Source organism: Streptomyces galbus (assembly GCF_005280195.1).
GTDB lineage: Bacteria > Actinomycetota > Actinomycetes > Streptomycetales > Streptomycetaceae > Streptomyces > Streptomyces galbus.
In genome coordinates this window covers 66,913-84,665 of record NZ_SZPR01000008.1, presented here as the reverse complement: position 1 = coordinate 84,665, position 17,753 = coordinate 66,913, and the positions used below count along the sequence as shown (strand labels likewise).

The window sequence follows — 17,753 nt, the reverse complement described above, 5'->3', positions numbered from 1 at the left end:
GAGCGAGAGCGGGGCCTACTCGAGGAGCTCCGCGTACGAGCCCATGGCGAGGGCGATGTCCGCCTGGGCCCAGAACCGGTGGTACGTGAACACGGGCGCGGCACCGCCCGCGAGGTAGCTCTCGATCTTCGACCAGGCCGGGTCGTTCTTGTAGAAGGACCGCAGCGAGGCGAAGGTCGAGGAGGAGCTGATCGCGTCACCGTTGGGCATGGTGCCGGTCCAGCCGCTCGGGACGTACACGGCGTCGTCGAAGCGGTTGTAGTCGGTGCGCGTCTCCGGGACCGCGATGCCGAGCGCGTCCTGGTCGTTGTTCCACATGCCGTCCAGGAGCGCCTTCGCCGTGGTCTTCGCCTCCGTGTCACCGGACTTGGCGGCGTAGTACGTCAGGGTCTTGGCGTACGCGGCGGCCACGCCGACGTCGTTGGTGTAGTCCGCGACCGTGACGTGCAGGCCGGAGTTGGCACCCGGGGTGGTCGCGTTCCAGGTGTCGGGCTGGCCCGACCACTGGAGCGTGGAGGGGATCAGGAAGGTGCCGTCCGGGTTGATCGTGGTCTTGGACAGCGCCCAGTCGACCCACTTGTCGAGGACCTGCTTCGCCAGGGCGTTGCCGGTCTGCTGGTAGTACTCGGCCACCCGCTCCATCGACCACGCCTGGAAGCCGAACCACTGGTTGGACGGCGGGTCGTGGTAGACGGGTGCCGGGTCGTAGTACATGCCGTAGAAGGTCGACGTGCCCGACGGGGGCGTGGCGTACCGGCCCGCCCAGCTGTTGGTGGCGCCGCCCGCGATGCCGCCCTCGTTGGACTGCAGCCAGCGGTAGAACTCGAGCTGGCGCTGGAGCGACTTGGCCCAGTCCGCCTGTCCCGTCGCCGACTTGGGCTTCAGGTCGGCATTGTTGCTGAGGGCGTAGGCGGCCAGCGGGTTCTGGTAGCCGCCGTGGGTGTGGCTGGAGCCGATGCGCCAGGCCCAGCCGGCGCTGGTGTCGGTGGCACCGCCCCAGGCGTAGTACCAGGAGAGCAGGTAGTGCGAGGCGTCCTTGCCGGTGCCGGCCGGGCAGGTGCTCGGACCGACGCAGTTGCCGATCTTCTTGAAGTACTTGTCGTACATCGCGTACCGCAGGTAGTCGCCCATCTTCGCGGCCTTGGCGACCGTGGCGGAGACGTCGGACCCCTTGCCCTGCTGCCTGGCCCACAGGTCGGCCCAGTACGCCGCCTGCACCGCCCGCGCGTCGGCGTCCGGCGCGTTGGTGAACTTCCACTGCTTGGCGTAGGAGGAGTCACCCGTGAACAGGTCCAGGTAGCCGTTCTTGCCGCCGTACTTGAAGGCGTCGCAGGTCGGCTGCGGCACGGTCTCCCACACCGACTCCTGCACGCCGCGCTGGAAGGTGTTGATGTACGACGGGCCGGTGGCCGTCGGGCCGGCCTCGCACTTGCCCGGCTCGTTGCCGTAGCCGTAGACGTTGTCCACGTCCTGCAGCCAGTGCATACCGTAGATGTCGTCCGTGCCGTAGGCGCTCTTAAGCTCGGAGGCGATCGGGTCGGGACCCACCGACACCCCGCTGTCCAGCTTGGCCGGGTACTCGTTCGGCGTGTCCAGCTCCGGCGCGTAGGTCGCCGGCTTGGACGCGTTGTAGAAGGAGTTCGTCGGCTGGTCGGCGTGCGTCGGGATCATGTACTTCTCCATGATCCCCCACGCGCCGTTGAACTTGGACCAGTCGCCCGTGACCTTGCCGTACATGGCCTGCAGCCACAGCAGGTAGCTGTACGCCTCCGACGTCGTCTCGTGTCCCTGGTCCGGCGCCTCGACGATCAGCGTCTCCACCGAGTGGTACGGGATGCCCTCGGGGGAGAAGTAGCCGTTCGCCGGGTTGGTGATCTTGCCGTAGAGGTCCAGGAAGCGGGCGTCGTAGGTCTTGGTCGCCGCGATCTGGGTGACCGTGACCGTCGCCTTCGCCAGGCCCGGGGCGGTCGACTCGAAGGTGGCCGCGCCGGTCCCGGAGGCGTCGGCGGCGATGGTCACCTTCTGGGCGGTGTTCCAGTTCGACGGGGTGAAGGTCAGGCTCGCCCCGCCGCTCACCGACAGGCCGGTGTTGCCGCCGGTGCGCGCCGTGGTGACCGTCACGCTGGCAGACGGCTGCGTGGAGAGCTTCACGTCATAGGTGGCCGACTTGCCCTGCTGGACGGCGAGTTGGTTGGTCGACGCCACCACGGACGGACCCGCGGCGACGGTGATGCCGACCGGTGTGGACTCCGCCGACGCGCCCAGGCTGTCGTACGCCTTCGCCAGCAGCGAATGACTGCCCACGGTCAACCCGGAGGCCGACAGGGTGTACGGCGCGCTGGTGTCGGTGCCCAGCAGCGTGGTGTTGTCGTAGAACTCCACCTTGCTGACGGTGGCGTTGTCCGCGGCCGCGGCGGTCGCCGCGAGCGGCACCGGGTCGCCCTGCGTGTAGACCGCGCCCGCGGTGGGGCTGGTCAGCACGGTGACCGGCGGCTGGTGCGCGCCGTTGCACGGGGTGCCGTTGACCGAGAACGAGGCCGGGGCCGCGTTGGTCCCGCTGTAGGTGAACTGCGCACCGGTGCTGACCGCCGCGCCGGCGGCGATCGTGCCGTTGTACGAGGCGTTCTTCACCGTGATGCCGGTACCGGACTGCGACCAGCTGCCGTTCCAGCCGTTGGAGAGCTTCTGGTTGCCGGTGTACGCGTAGGTCAGGGTCCAGCCGTTGATGGCGTCGGTGCCCCGGTTGGTGAGGGTGAGGTCCGCGGTGAAGCCGGAGCCCCAGTCGTTGGTCTTGTAGTCCACGCTGCACTGGAGTGCCGCCGCCGAGGCGGGGGCGGACGTGGTGCTGAGCATGGCCAGGGGGAGCGCGAGGGCCGCCACTGCGGCGGTCCACAGGCGCCGCGTCCCGCGGCGTCTGCGTGGGGGATGCATGTGCTGGTTCCTCCTTGCGGCTCGGGAGATGGGGGGAGGAGCAACAAGCCTTGAACCAGTGGGAGCGCTCCCATAGTGAGGATGGGGGTACGGACGGTCAAGGTGTGCGCAGGATCGAAATGATTCGACGCCGGAAGTTGAAGCAATGTCAGTTGCTCTCTTGTTCTTTGCCGAGGCTTGCCGCTAGCTTCATGGACACCAGTGGGAGCGGTTCCATCAGTCGACGCGTCCGTCACGGCGCGCTGATCTGCAAGGAGTCGCTCATGCGACACCCCCCGCGTTCAGTACTTTTAGCCGTGGCCGGCTCGGTCGCCCTCGTTGCGGGCGCCCTGTTGCCGGTCGTCACGGCTCAGGGAGCAGCACCCCTCTGCACGGTGGAGTACTCCGTCACCGGGCAGTGGGACGCCGGCTTCCAGGGCGCCGTACGGATCACCAACAACTCGGCAGCGCTGAGCAGTTGGACCCTGACCTTCGACTTCGCGAGCGGACAGAAGGTCACCCAGGGCTGGAACGCCAAGTGGTCCCAGTCCGGGACGACCGTCACCGCGGTCAACGAGAACTACAACGGTGCGCTCGGCACCGGCGCGAGCGTCAGCGCCGGCTTCCTCGCGTCCCGGTCCGGCACCGACACCGCGCCGACGGCGTTCCGGCTCAACGGCACCACCTGCAACGTCGACAGCACCACCACGCCCACCCCGACGGTGACCCCGACGGTCACCGCCACGCCCACCCCGACGCCCACCCCCACCCCGACCGGTCCACCGGACGGCGGGGGCGCGCCGCCCGCACTGCACGTCGCGGGCAACCGGCTGGTGGACGCCGGCGGCACCGCCCGCCGTCTGCTCGGCGTGAACCGCTCCGGCGGCGAGTTCATGTGCGTGCAGGGCCGCGGCATCTGGGACGGTCCTGTCGACGACGCCGCGATCGGGGCGATCGCCGACTGGAAGGCCGACGCGGTCCGCATCCCGCTGAACGAGGAGTGCTGGCTCGGCCTGTCCGGCGTCAAGCCGGAGTACGGCGGCGCGAACTACGTGAACGCCGTCAAGGACCTGGTGGCGCGCGTCGAGGCGCACGGCATGACGCCGGTCGTCGAACTGCACTGGACCTACGGCCAGTACACCGGGAACTCGGCCGGCTGCACCGACGTGCACGCCACCTGCCAGAAGCCCATGCCCGACCAGCAGTACGCACCGGCCTTCTGGTCGTCGGTGGCCGGCACCTTCAAGAGCGACCCGGCCGTCGTGTTCGACCTGTTCAACGAGCCCTACCCGGACCGGGCCACCGCCACGACCACCCAGGCGTGGCAGTGCTGGCGCGACGGCGGCACCTGCCCCGGCATCGGGTACGAGGTCGCCGGTATGCAGGATCTCGTCGACGCCGTCCGGGCGACCGGCGCGCGCAACGTGGTCCTGGCCGGCGGGCTCGCGTACTCCAACGACCTGAGCCAGTGGCTGACCCACCGCCCCACCGACCCGGCCGGAAATCTGGCCGCCGCCTACCACGTCTACAACTTCAACTCCTGTGCGAGCGAGAGCTGCTGGAACTCCACCCTCGTCCCCGTCGCGGCCCAGGTGCCGCTGGTCGCCGGGGAGATCGGGGAGAACACCTGCTCGCACGGATTCGTCGACCAGGTCATGAAGTGGTTCGACGACCACGGACTGTCGTACCTGGGCTGGACCTGGAACACCTGGGACTGCTCCTCGGGCCCGTCCCTGATCAGCAGTTACGACGGGACACCCACCGCGTACGGCACCGGGCTGCGCGATCACCTGCGCGCCCTGAACGGATGACCCCACCACCCGCACCGGAAAAGAAGGAAACCCGCACTCATGAGCCGTAGCAGAACAGCGATTCTCGCTGCCCTGGCGCTGGTCGCCGGGGCCTCGGGGACGGCGCTCGCCGTGGTCCCCGGAAGCTCGGGCATCGCCGCGATCCCCTGCACCGTGGACTACAAGGTGCAGAACCAGTGGGACTCCGGTTTCACGACCGCTGTGACCATCACCAACAACTCGGCCGCCAAGACGAGTTGGTCGCTGAAGTGGTCCTACGCCGGGAACCAGCGTGTCACCAACGGCTGGAACGCGAAGGTCACCCAGTCCGGCACGGCCGTCACCGCCGCCAACGAGAGCTACAACGGCGCGCTGGCGACGGGCGGTTCGGTCAGCTTCGGGTTCCAGGGCTCCTACAGCGGCAGCAACGCGCTGCCCACGGCGTTCACCCTGGACGGGGTCGCCTGCAACGTCGACAACGGCTCCGGCACCCCGACCGACCCGGGCACGCCCACCGACCCGGGGACCCCCACCGACCCGGGCACCCCGACCGACCCCGGCACCCCGTCCGGCAAGGTCGACAACCCCTTCGTGGGCGCCAAGGGCTACGTGAACCCCGAGTGGTCGGCCCACGCCGCCGCCGAGCCGGGCGGCAGCAAGGTCGCCAACCAGTCCACCGCGGTCTGGCTGGACCGGATCGCCGCCATCAACGGCGTCAACGGCGGCATGGGCCTGCGCGCCCACCTCGACGAGGCGCTGAAGCAGAAGGGCTCCGGCCAGCTCGTCATCCAGCTCGTCATCTACGACCTGCCCGGACGTGACTGCGCGGCCCTCGCCTCCAACGGCGAGCTCGGCCCGACCGAGATCGACAAGTACAAGTCGCAGTACATCGACCCGATCGCGTCGATCCTGGCCGACTCCAAGTACGCGGGCCTGCGCATCGCCACCGTCATCGAGCCGGACTCGCTGCCCAACCTCGTCACCAACGCCGGCGGCACCGCGGGCAGCACCGACGCCTGCGCCACCATGAAGGCCAACGGCAACTACGAGAAGGGCGTGAGCTACGCCCTCGACAAGCTGGGCGCCATCTCCAACGTCTACAACTACATCGACGCCGGCCACCACGCCTGGCTGGGCTGGGACAGCAACTTCGACCCGACCGTCCAGGAGTTCTACAAGGTCGCGACCACCAACGGCGCGAGCGTGAACGACGTCACCGGCTTCATCGTCAACACGGCCAACTACGGCGCCACCACGGAGCCGTACGTCAAGATCACCGACTCGGTGAACGGCCAGACGGTTCGCCAGTCCAAGTGGATCGACTGGAACTGGTACGTGGACGAGCAGTCCTTCGCGCAGGCCCTGCGCACCAAGCTCGTCGCGGCCGGCTTCAACTCCGGTCTGGGCATGCTGGTCGACACCTCCCGCAACGGCTGGGGCGGCTCGGCGCGGCCCACCGCCGCCGGTCCGACGACCTCGGTCGACGCCTACGTCAACGGCGGCCGCATCGACCGGCGCATCCACGCCGGCAACTGGTGCAACCAGAGCGGCGCGGGTCTCGGTGAGCGGCCGAAGTCGGCTCCGGCCGCCGGTATCGACGCCTACGTGTGGGTGAAGCCCCCGGGGGAGTCGGACGGTGCCAGCTCGGCCATCCCGAACGACGAGGGCAAGGGCTTCGACCGGATGTGCGACCCGACGTACGGTGGCAACGCCCGCAACGGCAACAACCCCACCGGGGCGCTGCCGAACTCGCCGCTGGCCGGCAAGTGGTTCTCCGCCCAGTTCCAGCAGCTCCTGCAGAACGCCTACCCGCCCGTGTCCTGACCCGGGGGACCGGCCGGCCCGCCGTGCGCGGCCCGGCCGGTCCGCCGGACGCGCCGGTCCGGTCCACCGGGCCGGCGCGCCCGGCGCACCGAACCCGCGATCCGCCGGGGTGTCACCGACGCCCCGCCACGAGCCCCGGCGGATCGCGCCTTCGGTGTTCCCGCCGTTCCGCCGTTCCGCCGTTCCCTCTTTTTGCCGTCCCCGCAACAGCGGTGGCCCCCGCCCGGTGCGTCGGCGCACTCTGTCGGCACACCGGAGGAGAGGCTGACCACCATGGCGCAGGAACAGCACGAGCCCCGCGAGCCGCGGGACCAGCACGATCAGCGGACAGGGCACCACGGCCACCACCCCACGCACGGCCACGGCCACGGCACCGACATCGACTGGGCCGAGATGGCACACCACCTGGAGTCCCAGGCCGAGCTGTTCACCCCCCTGTACGAGCGGGCACTGGCCTGGCTGGGCAAGGAGGTGACCGAGCCGGGGCTCATCGTGGACGTGGGCAGCGGTCCGGGGGTGGTGTCCTGTCTGTTCGCCGAGATGTTCCCCGGCGCCCGGGTGGTCGCGGCCGACGGGTCCGAGCCGCTGCTCGGGTGGGCCCGCGAGCGGGCCGGGCGGCTCGGATACGCGGACCGCTTCGGCACTCTGCTCGGTGAACTCCCGGGGTCCTTGCAGGAGTTGGACTATCCGGCCGACCTGATGTGGGCCGGCCGCAGCCTGCACCACCTGGGCGACCAGCGTGCCGCGCTCGCCGCCTTCGCCGAGCGGCTCGCGCCCGGCGGCACGCTGGCGATCATGGAGGGCGGACTGCCGCCCCGTTTCCTGCCCCGTGACCTCGGCTTCGGCCGCCCGGGCATCGAGGCACGCCTGGACGCCCTGGAGACGGAGTGGTTCGCCCGGATGCGGGCCGAGCTGCCGGACGCGGTCGCCGAGACCGAGGACTGGGCCGCGCTGCTGACCTCCGCCGGGCTGAAGCACGCCCGCAGCCGCAGCTTCCTCCTCGACCTGCCGGCCCCCGCCCCGGACCGGGCCCGCGCCTATGTCGCCGCCTCCCTGGGCCGGATGCGCGACACCGTCGGCGAGGACCTGGACGCCGAGGACCGCGCGACCCTCGACCGTCTGCTGGACCCGCGGGACGAGGCGAGCGTGCACCGGCGCCCGGACGTCTTCGTCCTGGCCGCCCACACCGTGCACACGGCGGTCCGTCCGCAGTAGACGCCCGTCCGCCCGGACGCCCGGCCAGGACGCACGGACTTGACTTCGTGAGCGCTCGAAGTGATGGACTCCCGGTCGTCCGATTCGACGCGAGGGGGAGACCGTCATGAGCACGAGCAGTCCGGTCGCACTGATCACCGGCGGCGGCAGCGGCATCGGCGCCGCCGTCGCCCGGCAGCTCCTGGAATCGGGGTACCGGGTCACCGTCACCGGGCGCGGCGAGGCGCGTCTGCGGGCCTTCGCGGCGGAGCTCGGCGACCCGAAGGAGCTGCTGACGATCGTCGGCAGCGCGTCCGACCACGACCACGTACAGTCGGCGGTCGACCGTACGCTGGAGGCCCACGGCCGACTGGACACCGTCGTCGCCAACGCCGGCACCGCCACCCACGACACCGTCGCCACGGGTGACCCGGCGGGCTGGCGGGACATGGTCCTCACCAACGTCCTCGGGCCCGCGCTGCTGATCCGCGCCTCGGTGGAGGCGCTGAAGGCGACGCGGGGGCGGATCGTGCTGGTGGGCAGCGTGGCCGGCTTCGTGCACACCCCGGGCAACCTCTACGGCGCGACCAAGTGGGCCGTCACCGGGCTCGCCGAGAACACGCGGCGCGAGGTCACCGAGTTCGGGATCGGCGTCACGCTCATCGCGCCCGGCCGGGTCGAGACGCCGTTCTGGGACGGCCACGGCAGCCTGCCGCCCGGGCACCTGCTGACGGCGGATCAGATCGCCGACTCGGTGGTCTGGGCGATCCGTCAGCCCGAGGGCGTCGACATCAACACCGTGATCGTCCGGCCCCTCGGGCAGCCGAACTGACGGCACCCCGGACCGACGGGGGACACGAACGGGGCGCGGCCACCGCGGCCGCGCCCCGTCCTGCTCCGTGTGCCGGTGACCCCGGGGGGCCTCAGGCGACGTCGAACGTCGCCGGGTCCGGGCCCAGCCGCCGGTCCTCGTTCAGCGCGCTGATCGCCGCGAGGTCCTCGTCGTCCAGGGAGAAGTCGAACACGTCGATGTTCTCCTCGATCCGCGACGGCGTCACGGACTTCGGGATGACGACGTTGCCGAGCTGGAGGTGCCAGCGCAGCACCACCTGGGCGGGGGTGCGCCCGTGCTTGCGCGCGACGGCGACGATCGCCGGGACCTCCAGCAGGCCCTTGCCCTGGCCCAGCGGCGACCAGGCCTCGGTGGCGATGCCCCGCTCGGCGTGGAACGCGCGCGCCGCCTCCTGCTGGAGGTGCGGGTGCAGCTCGATCTGGTTGACCGCGGGGACCACCGAGGTCTCCGAGAGGAGCCGCTCGAGGTGCTCGGGCAGGAAGTTCGACACGCCGATGGCCCGTGCGCGGCCGTCGGCCTGGAGCTTCTCGAACGCCTTGTAGGTGTCCACGAAGGTGTCGCGCTGCGGCAGCGGCCAGTGGATGAGGTACAGGTCGACGTAGTCCAGGCCCAGCTTCTGCAGCGAGGTGTCGAAGGCGCGCAGCGTCGCGTCGTGGCCCTGGTCGCCGTTCCACAGCTTGGTGGTGACGAAGACGTCCTCGCGCGCCAGGCCGGACGCGGCGATGGCCCGGCCGGTGCCCTCCTCGTTGCCGTAGATCGCCGCTGTGTCGATGCTGCGGTACCCGGCCTCGAGCGCGGTGGTGACCGCCCGCTCCGCCTCGTCGTCCGCCACCTGCCAGACTCCGAAGCCCAGCTGGGGCATCTCGACGCCGTTGTTGAGGGTGATCGTGGGGACCTTGCTGCTCACGAGCTCTTGATCCTTCGGTTGTCCGTCGGGTTGTCCGTCCATGGTGAACGATCAAAGGGCCCCGTGCATTCCTGGCCCGACGAACCCGTCGTCTGCGTCGCCTGCCGCTCCGGGAGAGCGTGCTCAGGTGCGGTACAGCGCCTCGACCTCGTGGGAGTAGGCGTTCTCGATGGCCTTGCGCTTCAGTTTCAGCGACGGGGTCAGCAGGCCGTGCTCCTCGGTGAAGGGCTGCGCGAGGATCCGGAAGGTGCGGATCGACTCGGCCTGCGACACCAGGGTGTTGGCGGCGACCACGGCCCGGCGGATCTCGGTCTCCAGGTCGGCGTCGCGCACCAGCTCGGCCGGGGTCATCCGGGGCTTGTTGCGCATGGTGAGCCAGTGCTCGACGGCCTCCTGGTCGAGGGTGACCAGCGCGGCGACGAACGGCCGGTCGTTGCCGACGACGATGCACTGGTGCACCAGCGGGTGCTCACGGACCCGCTCCTCCAGCGCCCCCGGTGAGACGCTCTTGCCGCCGGAGGTCACCAGGATCTCCTTCTTGCGGCCGGTGATGGTCAGGTAGCCGTCCTCGTCGAGGGCGCCGAGGTCCCCGGTGGCGAGCCAGCCGTCGTGCAGGGCCTGGTCGGTGGCCTTCGGGTTGTTCAGGTAGCCCTGGAAGACGTTGTCACCGCGCAGCCACACCTCGCCGTCGTCCGCGATGTGCACGGTCATGCCGGGGATGGGCTGCCCGACGGTGCCGTACCGGGTCCGGCCGGGCGGGTTGGCGGTCGCCGCGGCCGTCGACTCCGTCAGCCCGTAGCCCTCGTAGACCTGGACCCCGGCGCCCGCGAAGAACAGGCCGAGCCGGCGGTCCATCGCGGAGCCGCCCGACATCGCGTGCCGCACGCGGCCGCCCATCGCCGCGCGCACCTTGGAGTAGACAACCTTGTCGAAGAACTGGTGCTGCATCCGCAGCCCCGCCGACGGCCCCGGTCCGGTGCCCCACGCCTTCGCCTCCAGCGCGTCCGCGTAGGCGACGGCGACCTCGACCGCCTTCTCGAAGGGACCCGCCCGGCCCTCCCGCTCCGCCTTGCGGCGCGCGGCGTTGAACACCTTCTCGAAGATGTACGGCACGGCCAGGAAGAACGTCGGCCGGAACGCGGCCAGGTCGGGCAGCAGCGCCGCCGCGTTGAGCTGGGGCTGGTGGCCGAAGCGCACCCGGCCGCGGACGGCGGCGACCTCCACCATCCGCCCGAAGACGTGCGCGAGGGGCAGGAACAGCAGGGTCGCCGCCTCGTCGCCCTTCTTCGAGTGGAACACCGGCTCCCAGCGCTCGATGACCGTGTCCGCCTCGTACATGAAGTTGCCGTGGGTCAGGACACAGCCCTTGGGGCGGCCGGTGGTGCCCGAGGTGTAGATGACGGTGGCGACCGAGTCGGGCGTGACCGCCTCGCGGTGGCGGTGCACCACGTCGTCGTCGAGGTGGGCGCCCGCGTCGTACAGCTCCTGCACGGCGCCGGCGTCGAGCTGCCACAGCCGGCGCAGCGCCGGGAGCCGGTCGATGACCGTGGCGATGGTCATGGCGTGGTCCTCGTGCTCCACGACCGCGGCGGTGACCTCCGCGTCGTACAGCATCCAGAAGCACTGTTCCGCCGACGACGTCGGGTAGACGGGCACCACCTGCGCGCCGATGGTCCACAGCGCGAAGTCGAACAGCGTCCACTCGTAGCGGGTGCGGGCCATGATGGCGACCCGGTCGCCGAACCGGACGCCGTCCGCGAGCAGCCCCTTGGCCAGCGAGAGCACCTCGTCGCGGAACTCGGCGGCCGTCACGTCCCGCCAGCGGCCCGCCTCGTCCTTGCGGCCGAGCGCCACCCGGGTCGGGTCGTCCAGGGCGTGCTGGAAGACGACGTCGGCCAGACCGCCCACCGGCGGCGGCGACGACGCCAACGGCGGACTGGTGAACTCGCGCAAACCCGCTCCCCGCTCCTTAGGCGCACAGCGCCGTGAAAGCTACCCCACGGGCGGACGGGGCGGGAGGGGGTGCAAAAGCGAGCGATGCTCTCGTCCGTGCTGGTCAGGGGAGGAAAATGGGCGCACATGCGGAAGGGTCGGACACAAAACTGACGGATGAGTAAGGTTCGGTGCCGTAATCTCCACCGAATCTGCCCGCCCCCCGCACGCCACCCCGGCACCGGTGCGGACCGGGGCACGACGGGCGTCCGTCCGCTCCCGCACCGGCGCCGTGGGGCTCACCGGTGCGAGGTGGCCGTCCCTTCCTCCAGCGTCCCGGCACCCGATTCCGTCACACCGGCCGGTCCTGCCGTCTGCGTCCTGACCAGGGCCAGGACCAGCGCGCCGGCCACGACACCCACACAGCCCGCCGTCACCAGCGCCGTGTCGAGGCCCGAGGCGAACACCGCGCGCAGTGTGTGCTCGGGGACCGAGCCGCGCAGCGCGTCCGCCCCGCCGCCCGCCAGGGCGTGCGCCGCCGCGCCGGGCAGGTCGCCTTGCATCCGCGAGGTCAGCACCGTGCCGAAGACGGCCACCCCGAAGGCGTACCCGAGCTGCCGGAACGTGTTCACCGCACCGCCCGCCATGCCGGCCCGCTCCTGCGGCACGGCCGCCAGGGCCGCGCCCGCGATCGCCGGGGACACCAGCCCGGTGCCCACGCCGACCAGCACCAGGCCCGGCGCCAGCGCCCGCCAGTCGGAACCCGCGCCCAGGACGGCCTGGCAGAACGACCCGGTGCCGATCAGCAGCAGCCCGCCGCCGATGGTCAGCCGCGCGGGCGCCCCGTGCAGCAGCCGCCCGCCCAGGACCGCCACCACCACCGACGCGCCGGTCAGCGGCAGCAGGGTCAGCCCGCCGCGCACCGGCGTCATCCCGAGCAGCGTCTGCATCCAGATCGACAGGTACGGGATCACCCCGAACGCCACCCCGTTGAAGGCGAGCGCCCCCACCAGCACGCCCACGAACGCGGGCCGGCGCAGCAGCGCGAGGTCCAGCAGGGGGTGCGCGACCCGCCGTTCCACCAGCACGAAGCCGAGGAGCGCGACCGCCGCCCCGGCGAACCAGCCCAGCGTCGTGCCGGAGGTCCAGCCGTCCTCACCGGCCCGCACCACGGCGTACGTCGTGCCGCCCGCGCACGCCGCGAACGTCACCGTGCCCGCCCAGTCCACCCGCACCGCGCGGGGGCTGCGCGACTCCGGCACCAGCCGCAGCGTCAGCCAGACGCCCAGCACACTGATCGGCAGGTTCACGAAGAAGATCCACCGCCAGCCCGGCCCCGCGGTGAGCAGCCCGCCGAGCACCGGACCGACAGCCGCCGCCGCGCCGCTGACCGCGCCGAACACCCCGAGCGCCACCGACCGCTGCCGGCCCCGGTACACCGAGCCGAGCAGGGGCAGCGTCGTGGCGAACATCGCCGCCGCGCCCACGCCCTGCACCGCCCGCGCCGCCACCAGCTCGCCCGGCCCCCGGGTCAGCCCGCACAGCAGCGACGCCACCGCGAACAGCACCAGCCCCACCACGTACACACGCCGCCGGCCCAGGATGTCGGCCGCCGCCCCGGCGCCGAGCAGCACCGCGGCCAGCGTCAGCGCGTACCCGTCGATCACCCACTGCAGATCGCTCAGCGAGGCGTGCAGCGCCCCCGCCATGTCCGGCAGCGCGACGATCGCGATCGTCACGTCCAGCAACAACATGAACGTCCCCACGCACACCGCCGTCAGCGGTCCCCAGCCACGCATCGTCCCCACTCCTCGTCCGCTCCCGGGCCGGTCCGGCCGGCCCCGCGTTCGGTTGTCCGTCCCCGTACGATGGCCGGGGCGCGGCCGAACCCGGCCGTCAGCGGTCCCGGAGTGACGGAATCCGACGGGAGTGAGCCGGATGAAGCGGGAATCCTCCACCGCACCCGGGCAGTACGACGCGCTGGACGTGGCGGTGTTGTCCGCGCTGGAGGTCGACGCCCGGGCCTCGTTCAGCCGGATCGGCGCGGTGCTCGGCGTGTCCGAGCAGACCGTCGCCCGCCGCTACCGCCGGCTGTGCGCCGAGGGCGGCCTGCGCGTGGTCGCCGTGCGCGACGCCGAGCGGCTCGGGCAGGACCAGTGGATGCTGCGCGTGCGCTGCGCGCCCGACAGCGCCCCGGTGATCGCCGACGCCCTCGCCAAGCGTCCCGACACCCACTGGATCGCCCTGGCCTCGGGCGGCACCGAGGTGGTCTGCGGCACCCGCTCGCACCACCCCGGCGACCACGACGACCTGCTGCTCGGCAAGCTCCCGCGCACCCCCAGCGTGGTGGAGATCCGCGCCCACCAGTTGCTGCACCGCTTCTTCGGCGGCCCGACGGGCTGGCTGCGCAAGCTCCGTGTCCTCACCGACGACCACATCGCGGCCCTGCGGCCCGAGGCGGAGCCCGACCCGGGTCCGGCCCGCATCGACCCCGAGGACGAACCGCTGGTCGCCGCCCTGGAGGCCGACGGCCGCGCCACCTACCCCGAGCTGCGGCGCGCCACGGGCCGCTCCGAGTCCGCCGTCCGGCGCCGCCTGGCCACCCTGGTCGGCTCCGGCGCGATCCACCTCGACGTGGAGTACGACCCCGGCCGGCTCGGCCACCCCTTCAGTTCGGCCCTGTGGATCACGGCCGCGCCGGCCGCGCTGCACGCGGTGGGCGAGGCCCTGGCCGACCACGAGGAGATCGCCTACTGCACCGCCACCGCGGGCCCCTCCAACCTGATGGCCACCACCGTCACCCGCGACAGCGCCCACCTCTACCGCTACCTCAGCGGACCCCTGGGCCGGCTGGAGGGCGTCCAGCACGTGGAGGCCACGCCGTTCCTGCGCCGGGTCAAGCAACTGACGTACCGCCAGGGGCGGGGCACCGGGGCCGCCGGTGGGAGGCGTTAGGGAGTCACCGATCGCTCAGGCCGGCTCCTCGACGGAGTGGGAGTCGGTGAGCGTGAGCGCACCGCCCGTCGCGATCAGGCCGACGAGCACCGCGAGCACGGCGTACGTGATCCGCTCGCCGTGGAAGAAGGACCGCACGAGGTCGCTGCTCCACACGCCCGCGGGCAGCCGGGTGGTGACCAGTGCCGCGATCAGGGTGCCGACGACGGCGGTGCCGACGCTGGTCCCGACCTCCTGGGCGGTGTCGTTGAGGGCGGTGCCGATCGACGTGCGGTTGGCCGGCATCGCGTCGACCAGGGCGATCGCGCAGATCGTCATCACGGTGCGCAGCCCGATCGTCATCACGACCATGCAGACGGCGATGGCGGCGTACCCGTGGTCGACGCCCCAGGCGAGACCGGCCAGGGCGGCGGCCAGACAGGCCGCGCCGACCAGGCAGGCGACCCGGTGCCCGAACCGCTTGCCGAGCCACTCCGACAGCGGCGTCGCGACGATCATGGTCACGATGACCGGCAGGTTCGCGAGGCCCGCGCGCACGGGGCTCCAGCCGTAGGCGTACTGGAAGTGGAGGATCAGCCCGAACATCACGCCGGCCATCGCGACGGACGTGCCGATCTGGGCGATGGCCGCGCCGCGGACGGTGCCGCCGGAGAAGAGCCCCAGGTCGAGCATGGGTACGGCGCTGCGGCGCTCGTGCCACACGAACGCGACGCCCGCCGCCACGGCGCAGAGGACCGACGTGACGGTGGCCGGGGAGAGCCAGCCGTGCTCGACACCGCTGGTCAGGGAGTAGCAGGCCAGGCCGATGGTCAGGACGCTCAGGACGGCGCCCGGCAGGTCGAGCCGGTCCTCGGTCAGGTCCTCGGGCCGGTCGGCGGCCACCCCGAGGCGCACGCCGACGGCCGCGACCAGCGCGATCGGGGCGTTGACCACGAGCAGCCACTCCCAGCGCACGTGGGCGAGGGCCGTGCCGCCCAGCAGCGGGCCGAGGACGAAGCCGGACATGCCGACGACGATCATCAGGGTCATCGCCCGCATGCGCAGCGCCTGGTCGTCGAAGAGCCGGAAGACGAGGGAGTTGGTGATGGGCGCCATGGCGGCGGCGGCGATGCCGAGCCCGGCGCGCAGCGTGATGAGCTGCGCCGCGGAGTCGACGGCGACGACGCAGAGGCTGATCAGCCCGAACGCGGCGAGCCCGACGAGCAGCACGCGCCGCCGCCCGAGCCGGTCGGCGAGCGACCCCGCCGTGAGGAGGAGGCCGCCGAAGGTCAGCGAGTAGGCGCCGGTGACCCATTGCAGGGCGGTCGTGCCGCTGCCGAGGTCGCGGCCGATGGTGGGCAGCGCGACGGAGAGCAGCGTGTTGTCGACCATCTCGACGAAGAAGGCCAGGCAGAGCGCGGCCAGGGGGATCCACGCCGCGCGCAACGACGGATAGGTGCGGCTGGACGGTGGAGCGGAATCGGTGACGGCGGTCATGGCCGGCCCCCTCTCTCGGAACGCCTGACGAACGACGTTCGATGTTGGAACGAGGTTCGATACTAGAACGACGTTCGATCCGGGGGCAAGCTGTGATTGGATGGATGCCATGACAGGCCCGCGCACCCTCCCCACCCAAGGCGCTCCCCGCGGGCGCAAGCGTGCTTCGCACTCGCTGGAGGCCGTCCTCGGAGCCGCCGTGGCCCTGCTCGACGAGGCCGGCGCGCCGGCACTGACGTTCCGCGCGCTCGCCGCCCGTCTCGGCACCGGCGTCGGCACCATCTACTGGTACGTCTCGAACAAGGACGAACTGCTCGACCGCGCCACCGACCACGCGATCGGCGGGGTCCTGGCCCTCGTTGAGGGGCAGCCGCAGAGCGACGACCCGATCGCCGACCTCCGCGCCATGGCCATCGCGCTCTTCGACGCGATCGTCGACCGGCCCTGGCTGTCGGCCTACTTCATGCGCAACACCGACGTACAGGGCAACTCGCTGCGCCTGTACGAGAAGCTCGGCCAGCCCACCCTCCGTCTCGACCTCACGCCGCGGCAGCGTTTCCACGCGGTGTCGGCGATCACCAGCGTCGTCGTCGGCACGGCCGCCGACCTGGGGGCGGAGATCCCGCCGGAGATCCTCGACGGCACCATGGACCGCGACGCGTACCTCGCTCGCTTCGCCGAGCAGTGGCGGTCCCTCGACAGCGCCGAATTCCCGTTCGTGCAGGAGATCGTCGACGAATTCGCGGGGCACGACGACCGGGACCAGTTCCTCGCCGCGCTGGAGCTGACCCTGTCAGGCCTCCGCCTTCAGGCCGGGGCCGGGTGAGCGCCGGAGCGGGCCTGCTCGCTCAGGGCTGAGCGGCCCGGCTCAACGGCGGTGCAGCCGGTCGCCGCCCGCGAGGATCGCCGTGGCCAGGGCGTGCGCCGGGCCCCGGGCCGCCGTGCGGCGGTCGCCGTGGGCGAGGACGAAGTCCACCTGGCCCAGCTCGGGCAGCCCCACCCGGTCGGGGACGCGGACCAGGCCGGGCGGGATCAGCCCGCGTGAGTGGGCCATGACGCCCAGCCCCGCCCGGGCCGCGGCGATCAGCCCGTTGAGGCTGCCGCTGGTGCACACGATCCGCCAGGCCCGGCCCTGCCGCTCCAGCGCCTGAAGGGCGCGGGCCCGGGTGATGCCCGGCGGCGGGTAGACGATCAGCGGCACCGGCCGGTCGGGGTCCGGGCGCCAGCGCTCCCCGGCGATCCACACGAGCTGGTCGTGGCGCACCAGTTCCCCGCGCGGGTCCTCGGGGCGCCGCTTGGCTAGCACCAGGTCCAGCTTCCCGGCGGCCAGTTGCTCGTGGAGCGTGCCGGACAGCTCCACGGTCAGCTCCAGGTCGACCTCGGGGTGCTCGTACCGGAAGCCCTCCAGGATCTCCGGGAGCCGGGTCAGCACGAAGTCCTCCGAGGCGCCGAAGCGCAGCCGCCCGCGCACCCGCGTGCCGGTGAAGAACGCCGTGGCCTGCTCGTGGACCTCCAGGATGCGGCGGGCGAAGCCCAGCATCGCCTCGCCGTCCTCGGTCAGCGCCACGGAGTGGGTGTCCCGTGCGAACAGCGTCCGCCCGGTGGCGTCCTCCAGCCGCCGCACGTGCTGGCTCACCGTGGACTGGCGCAGCCCGAGCCGGCGCGCGGCCTGGGTGAAGCTCAGCGTCTGGGCCACCGCGAGGAAGGTGCGCAGGTGAGACGGGTCGTACATACCGGCCACCGTATCCCGCCTATCGCATACCGTGATGACAGTCAGTGCGGTGTGCCGGATTCCCGATCACGCGGTGACGAAGGACGATGGGGAGGCGACGAGGGGGACCCGTTACCTGACCGGCCACCCCGACGCCCCTCCCGGAGCCCGTGGCACGACCGTCGACGAGAAAGAACGTGG

At 71.9% G+C, this 17,753-nt stretch carries 12 protein-coding genes; 6 read left to right on the top strand and 6 right to left on the bottom strand.

Annotation, left to right across the window (positions count from 1 at the left end; all coding sequences use genetic code 11):
* Positions 1-15 precede the first annotated feature (15 nt).
* Entirely contained in the window at positions 16-2,931 is a 2,916-nt protein-coding gene (locus tag E4U92_RS04845; RefSeq protein WP_137298999.1) for a glycoside hydrolase family 48 protein, read from the bottom strand.
* A gap of 263 nt (positions 2,932-3,194) precedes the next feature.
* Between E4U92_RS04845 and E4U92_RS04840 the strand changes: the two genes are divergently transcribed.
* From E4U92_RS04840 to E4U92_RS04825, 4 genes are all read left to right on the top strand, one after another.
* Positions 3,195-4,721: a cellulose binding domain-containing protein gene (locus tag E4U92_RS04840; RefSeq protein ID WP_137298998.1), complete on the top strand. Its 1,527-nt coding sequence runs from the start codon at positions 3,195-3,197 to the stop codon at positions 4,719-4,721.
* A 39-nt stretch (positions 4,722-4,760) separates the two neighbouring features.
* Complete coding sequence (locus E4U92_RS04835) at positions 4,761-6,524, top strand: glycoside hydrolase family 6 protein (RefSeq protein WP_137298997.1); 1,764 nt, start codon at positions 4,761-4,763, stop codon at positions 6,522-6,524.
* Between the two features lie 273 nt (positions 6,525-6,797).
* Positions 6,798-7,739 carry a class I SAM-dependent methyltransferase gene (locus E4U92_RS04830; RefSeq protein WP_137298996.1) on the top strand — a complete coding sequence of 314 codons (942 nt, stop codon included), beginning with the start codon at positions 6,798-6,800 and terminating at the stop codon, positions 7,737-7,739.
* A gap of 106 nt (positions 7,740-7,845) precedes the next feature.
* Complete coding sequence (locus E4U92_RS04825) at positions 7,846-8,550, top strand: SDR family oxidoreductase (RefSeq protein WP_137298995.1); 705 nt, start codon at positions 7,846-7,848, stop codon at positions 8,548-8,550.
* A gap of 91 nt (positions 8,551-8,641) precedes the next feature.
* On the opposite strand, the gene E4U92_RS04820 is transcribed toward E4U92_RS04825, so the two are convergent.
* The 3 genes from E4U92_RS04820 to E4U92_RS04810 all read right to left on the bottom strand — a co-directional run bounded on the left by E4U92_RS04820 (position 8,642) and on the right by E4U92_RS04810 (position 13,209).
* Positions 8,642-9,478 carry an aldo/keto reductase gene (locus E4U92_RS04820; RefSeq protein ID WP_137298994.1) on the bottom strand — a complete coding sequence of 279 codons (837 nt, stop codon included), beginning with the start codon at positions 9,476-9,478 and terminating at the stop codon, positions 8,642-8,644.
* A gap of 123 nt (positions 9,479-9,601) precedes the next feature.
* On the bottom strand, positions 9,602-11,431 hold the full coding sequence (locus E4U92_RS04815; RefSeq protein ID WP_137298993.1) for an AMP-dependent synthetase/ligase: 1,830 nt from the start codon (positions 11,429-11,431) through the stop codon (positions 9,602-9,604).
* Positions 11,432-11,709: 278 nt separating this feature from the next.
* The gene (locus E4U92_RS04810; RefSeq protein WP_137298992.1) at positions 11,710-13,209 is read right to left on the bottom strand and encodes an MFS transporter; all 1,500 of its coding nucleotides are present in this window, start codon (positions 13,207-13,209) and stop codon (positions 11,710-11,712) included.
* Positions 13,210-13,348: 139 nt separating this feature from the next.
* On the opposite strand from E4U92_RS04810, the gene E4U92_RS04805 reads away from it, so the two are divergent.
* Positions 13,349-14,365: an Lrp/AsnC family transcriptional regulator gene (locus tag E4U92_RS04805; protein WP_137298991.1), complete on the top strand. Its 1,017-nt coding sequence runs from the start codon at positions 13,349-13,351 to the stop codon at positions 14,363-14,365.
* A 15-nt stretch (positions 14,366-14,380) separates the two neighbouring features.
* Here the strand turns inward: E4U92_RS04805 and E4U92_RS04800 are convergent, their stop codons facing one another.
* Positions 14,381-15,841, bottom strand: a complete 1,461-nt coding sequence (locus E4U92_RS04800) for an MFS transporter (RefSeq protein ID WP_137298990.1) — start codon at positions 15,839-15,841, stop codon at positions 14,381-14,383.
* 175 nt (positions 15,842-16,016) lie between these two features.
* On the opposite strand from E4U92_RS04800, the gene E4U92_RS04795 reads away from it, so the two are divergent.
* Positions 16,017-16,667: a TetR/AcrR family transcriptional regulator gene (locus E4U92_RS04795; RefSeq protein ID WP_137299481.1), complete on the top strand. Its 651-nt coding sequence runs from the start codon at positions 16,017-16,019 to the stop codon at positions 16,665-16,667.
* Between the two features lie 42 nt (positions 16,668-16,709).
* Here the strand turns inward: E4U92_RS04795 and E4U92_RS04790 are convergent, their stop codons facing one another.
* The gene (locus E4U92_RS04790; RefSeq protein ID WP_137298989.1) at positions 16,710-17,573 is read right to left on the bottom strand and encodes a LysR substrate-binding domain-containing protein; all 864 of its coding nucleotides are present in this window, start codon (positions 17,571-17,573) and stop codon (positions 16,710-16,712) included.
* Between the last annotated feature and the right edge of the window lie 180 nt (positions 17,574-17,753).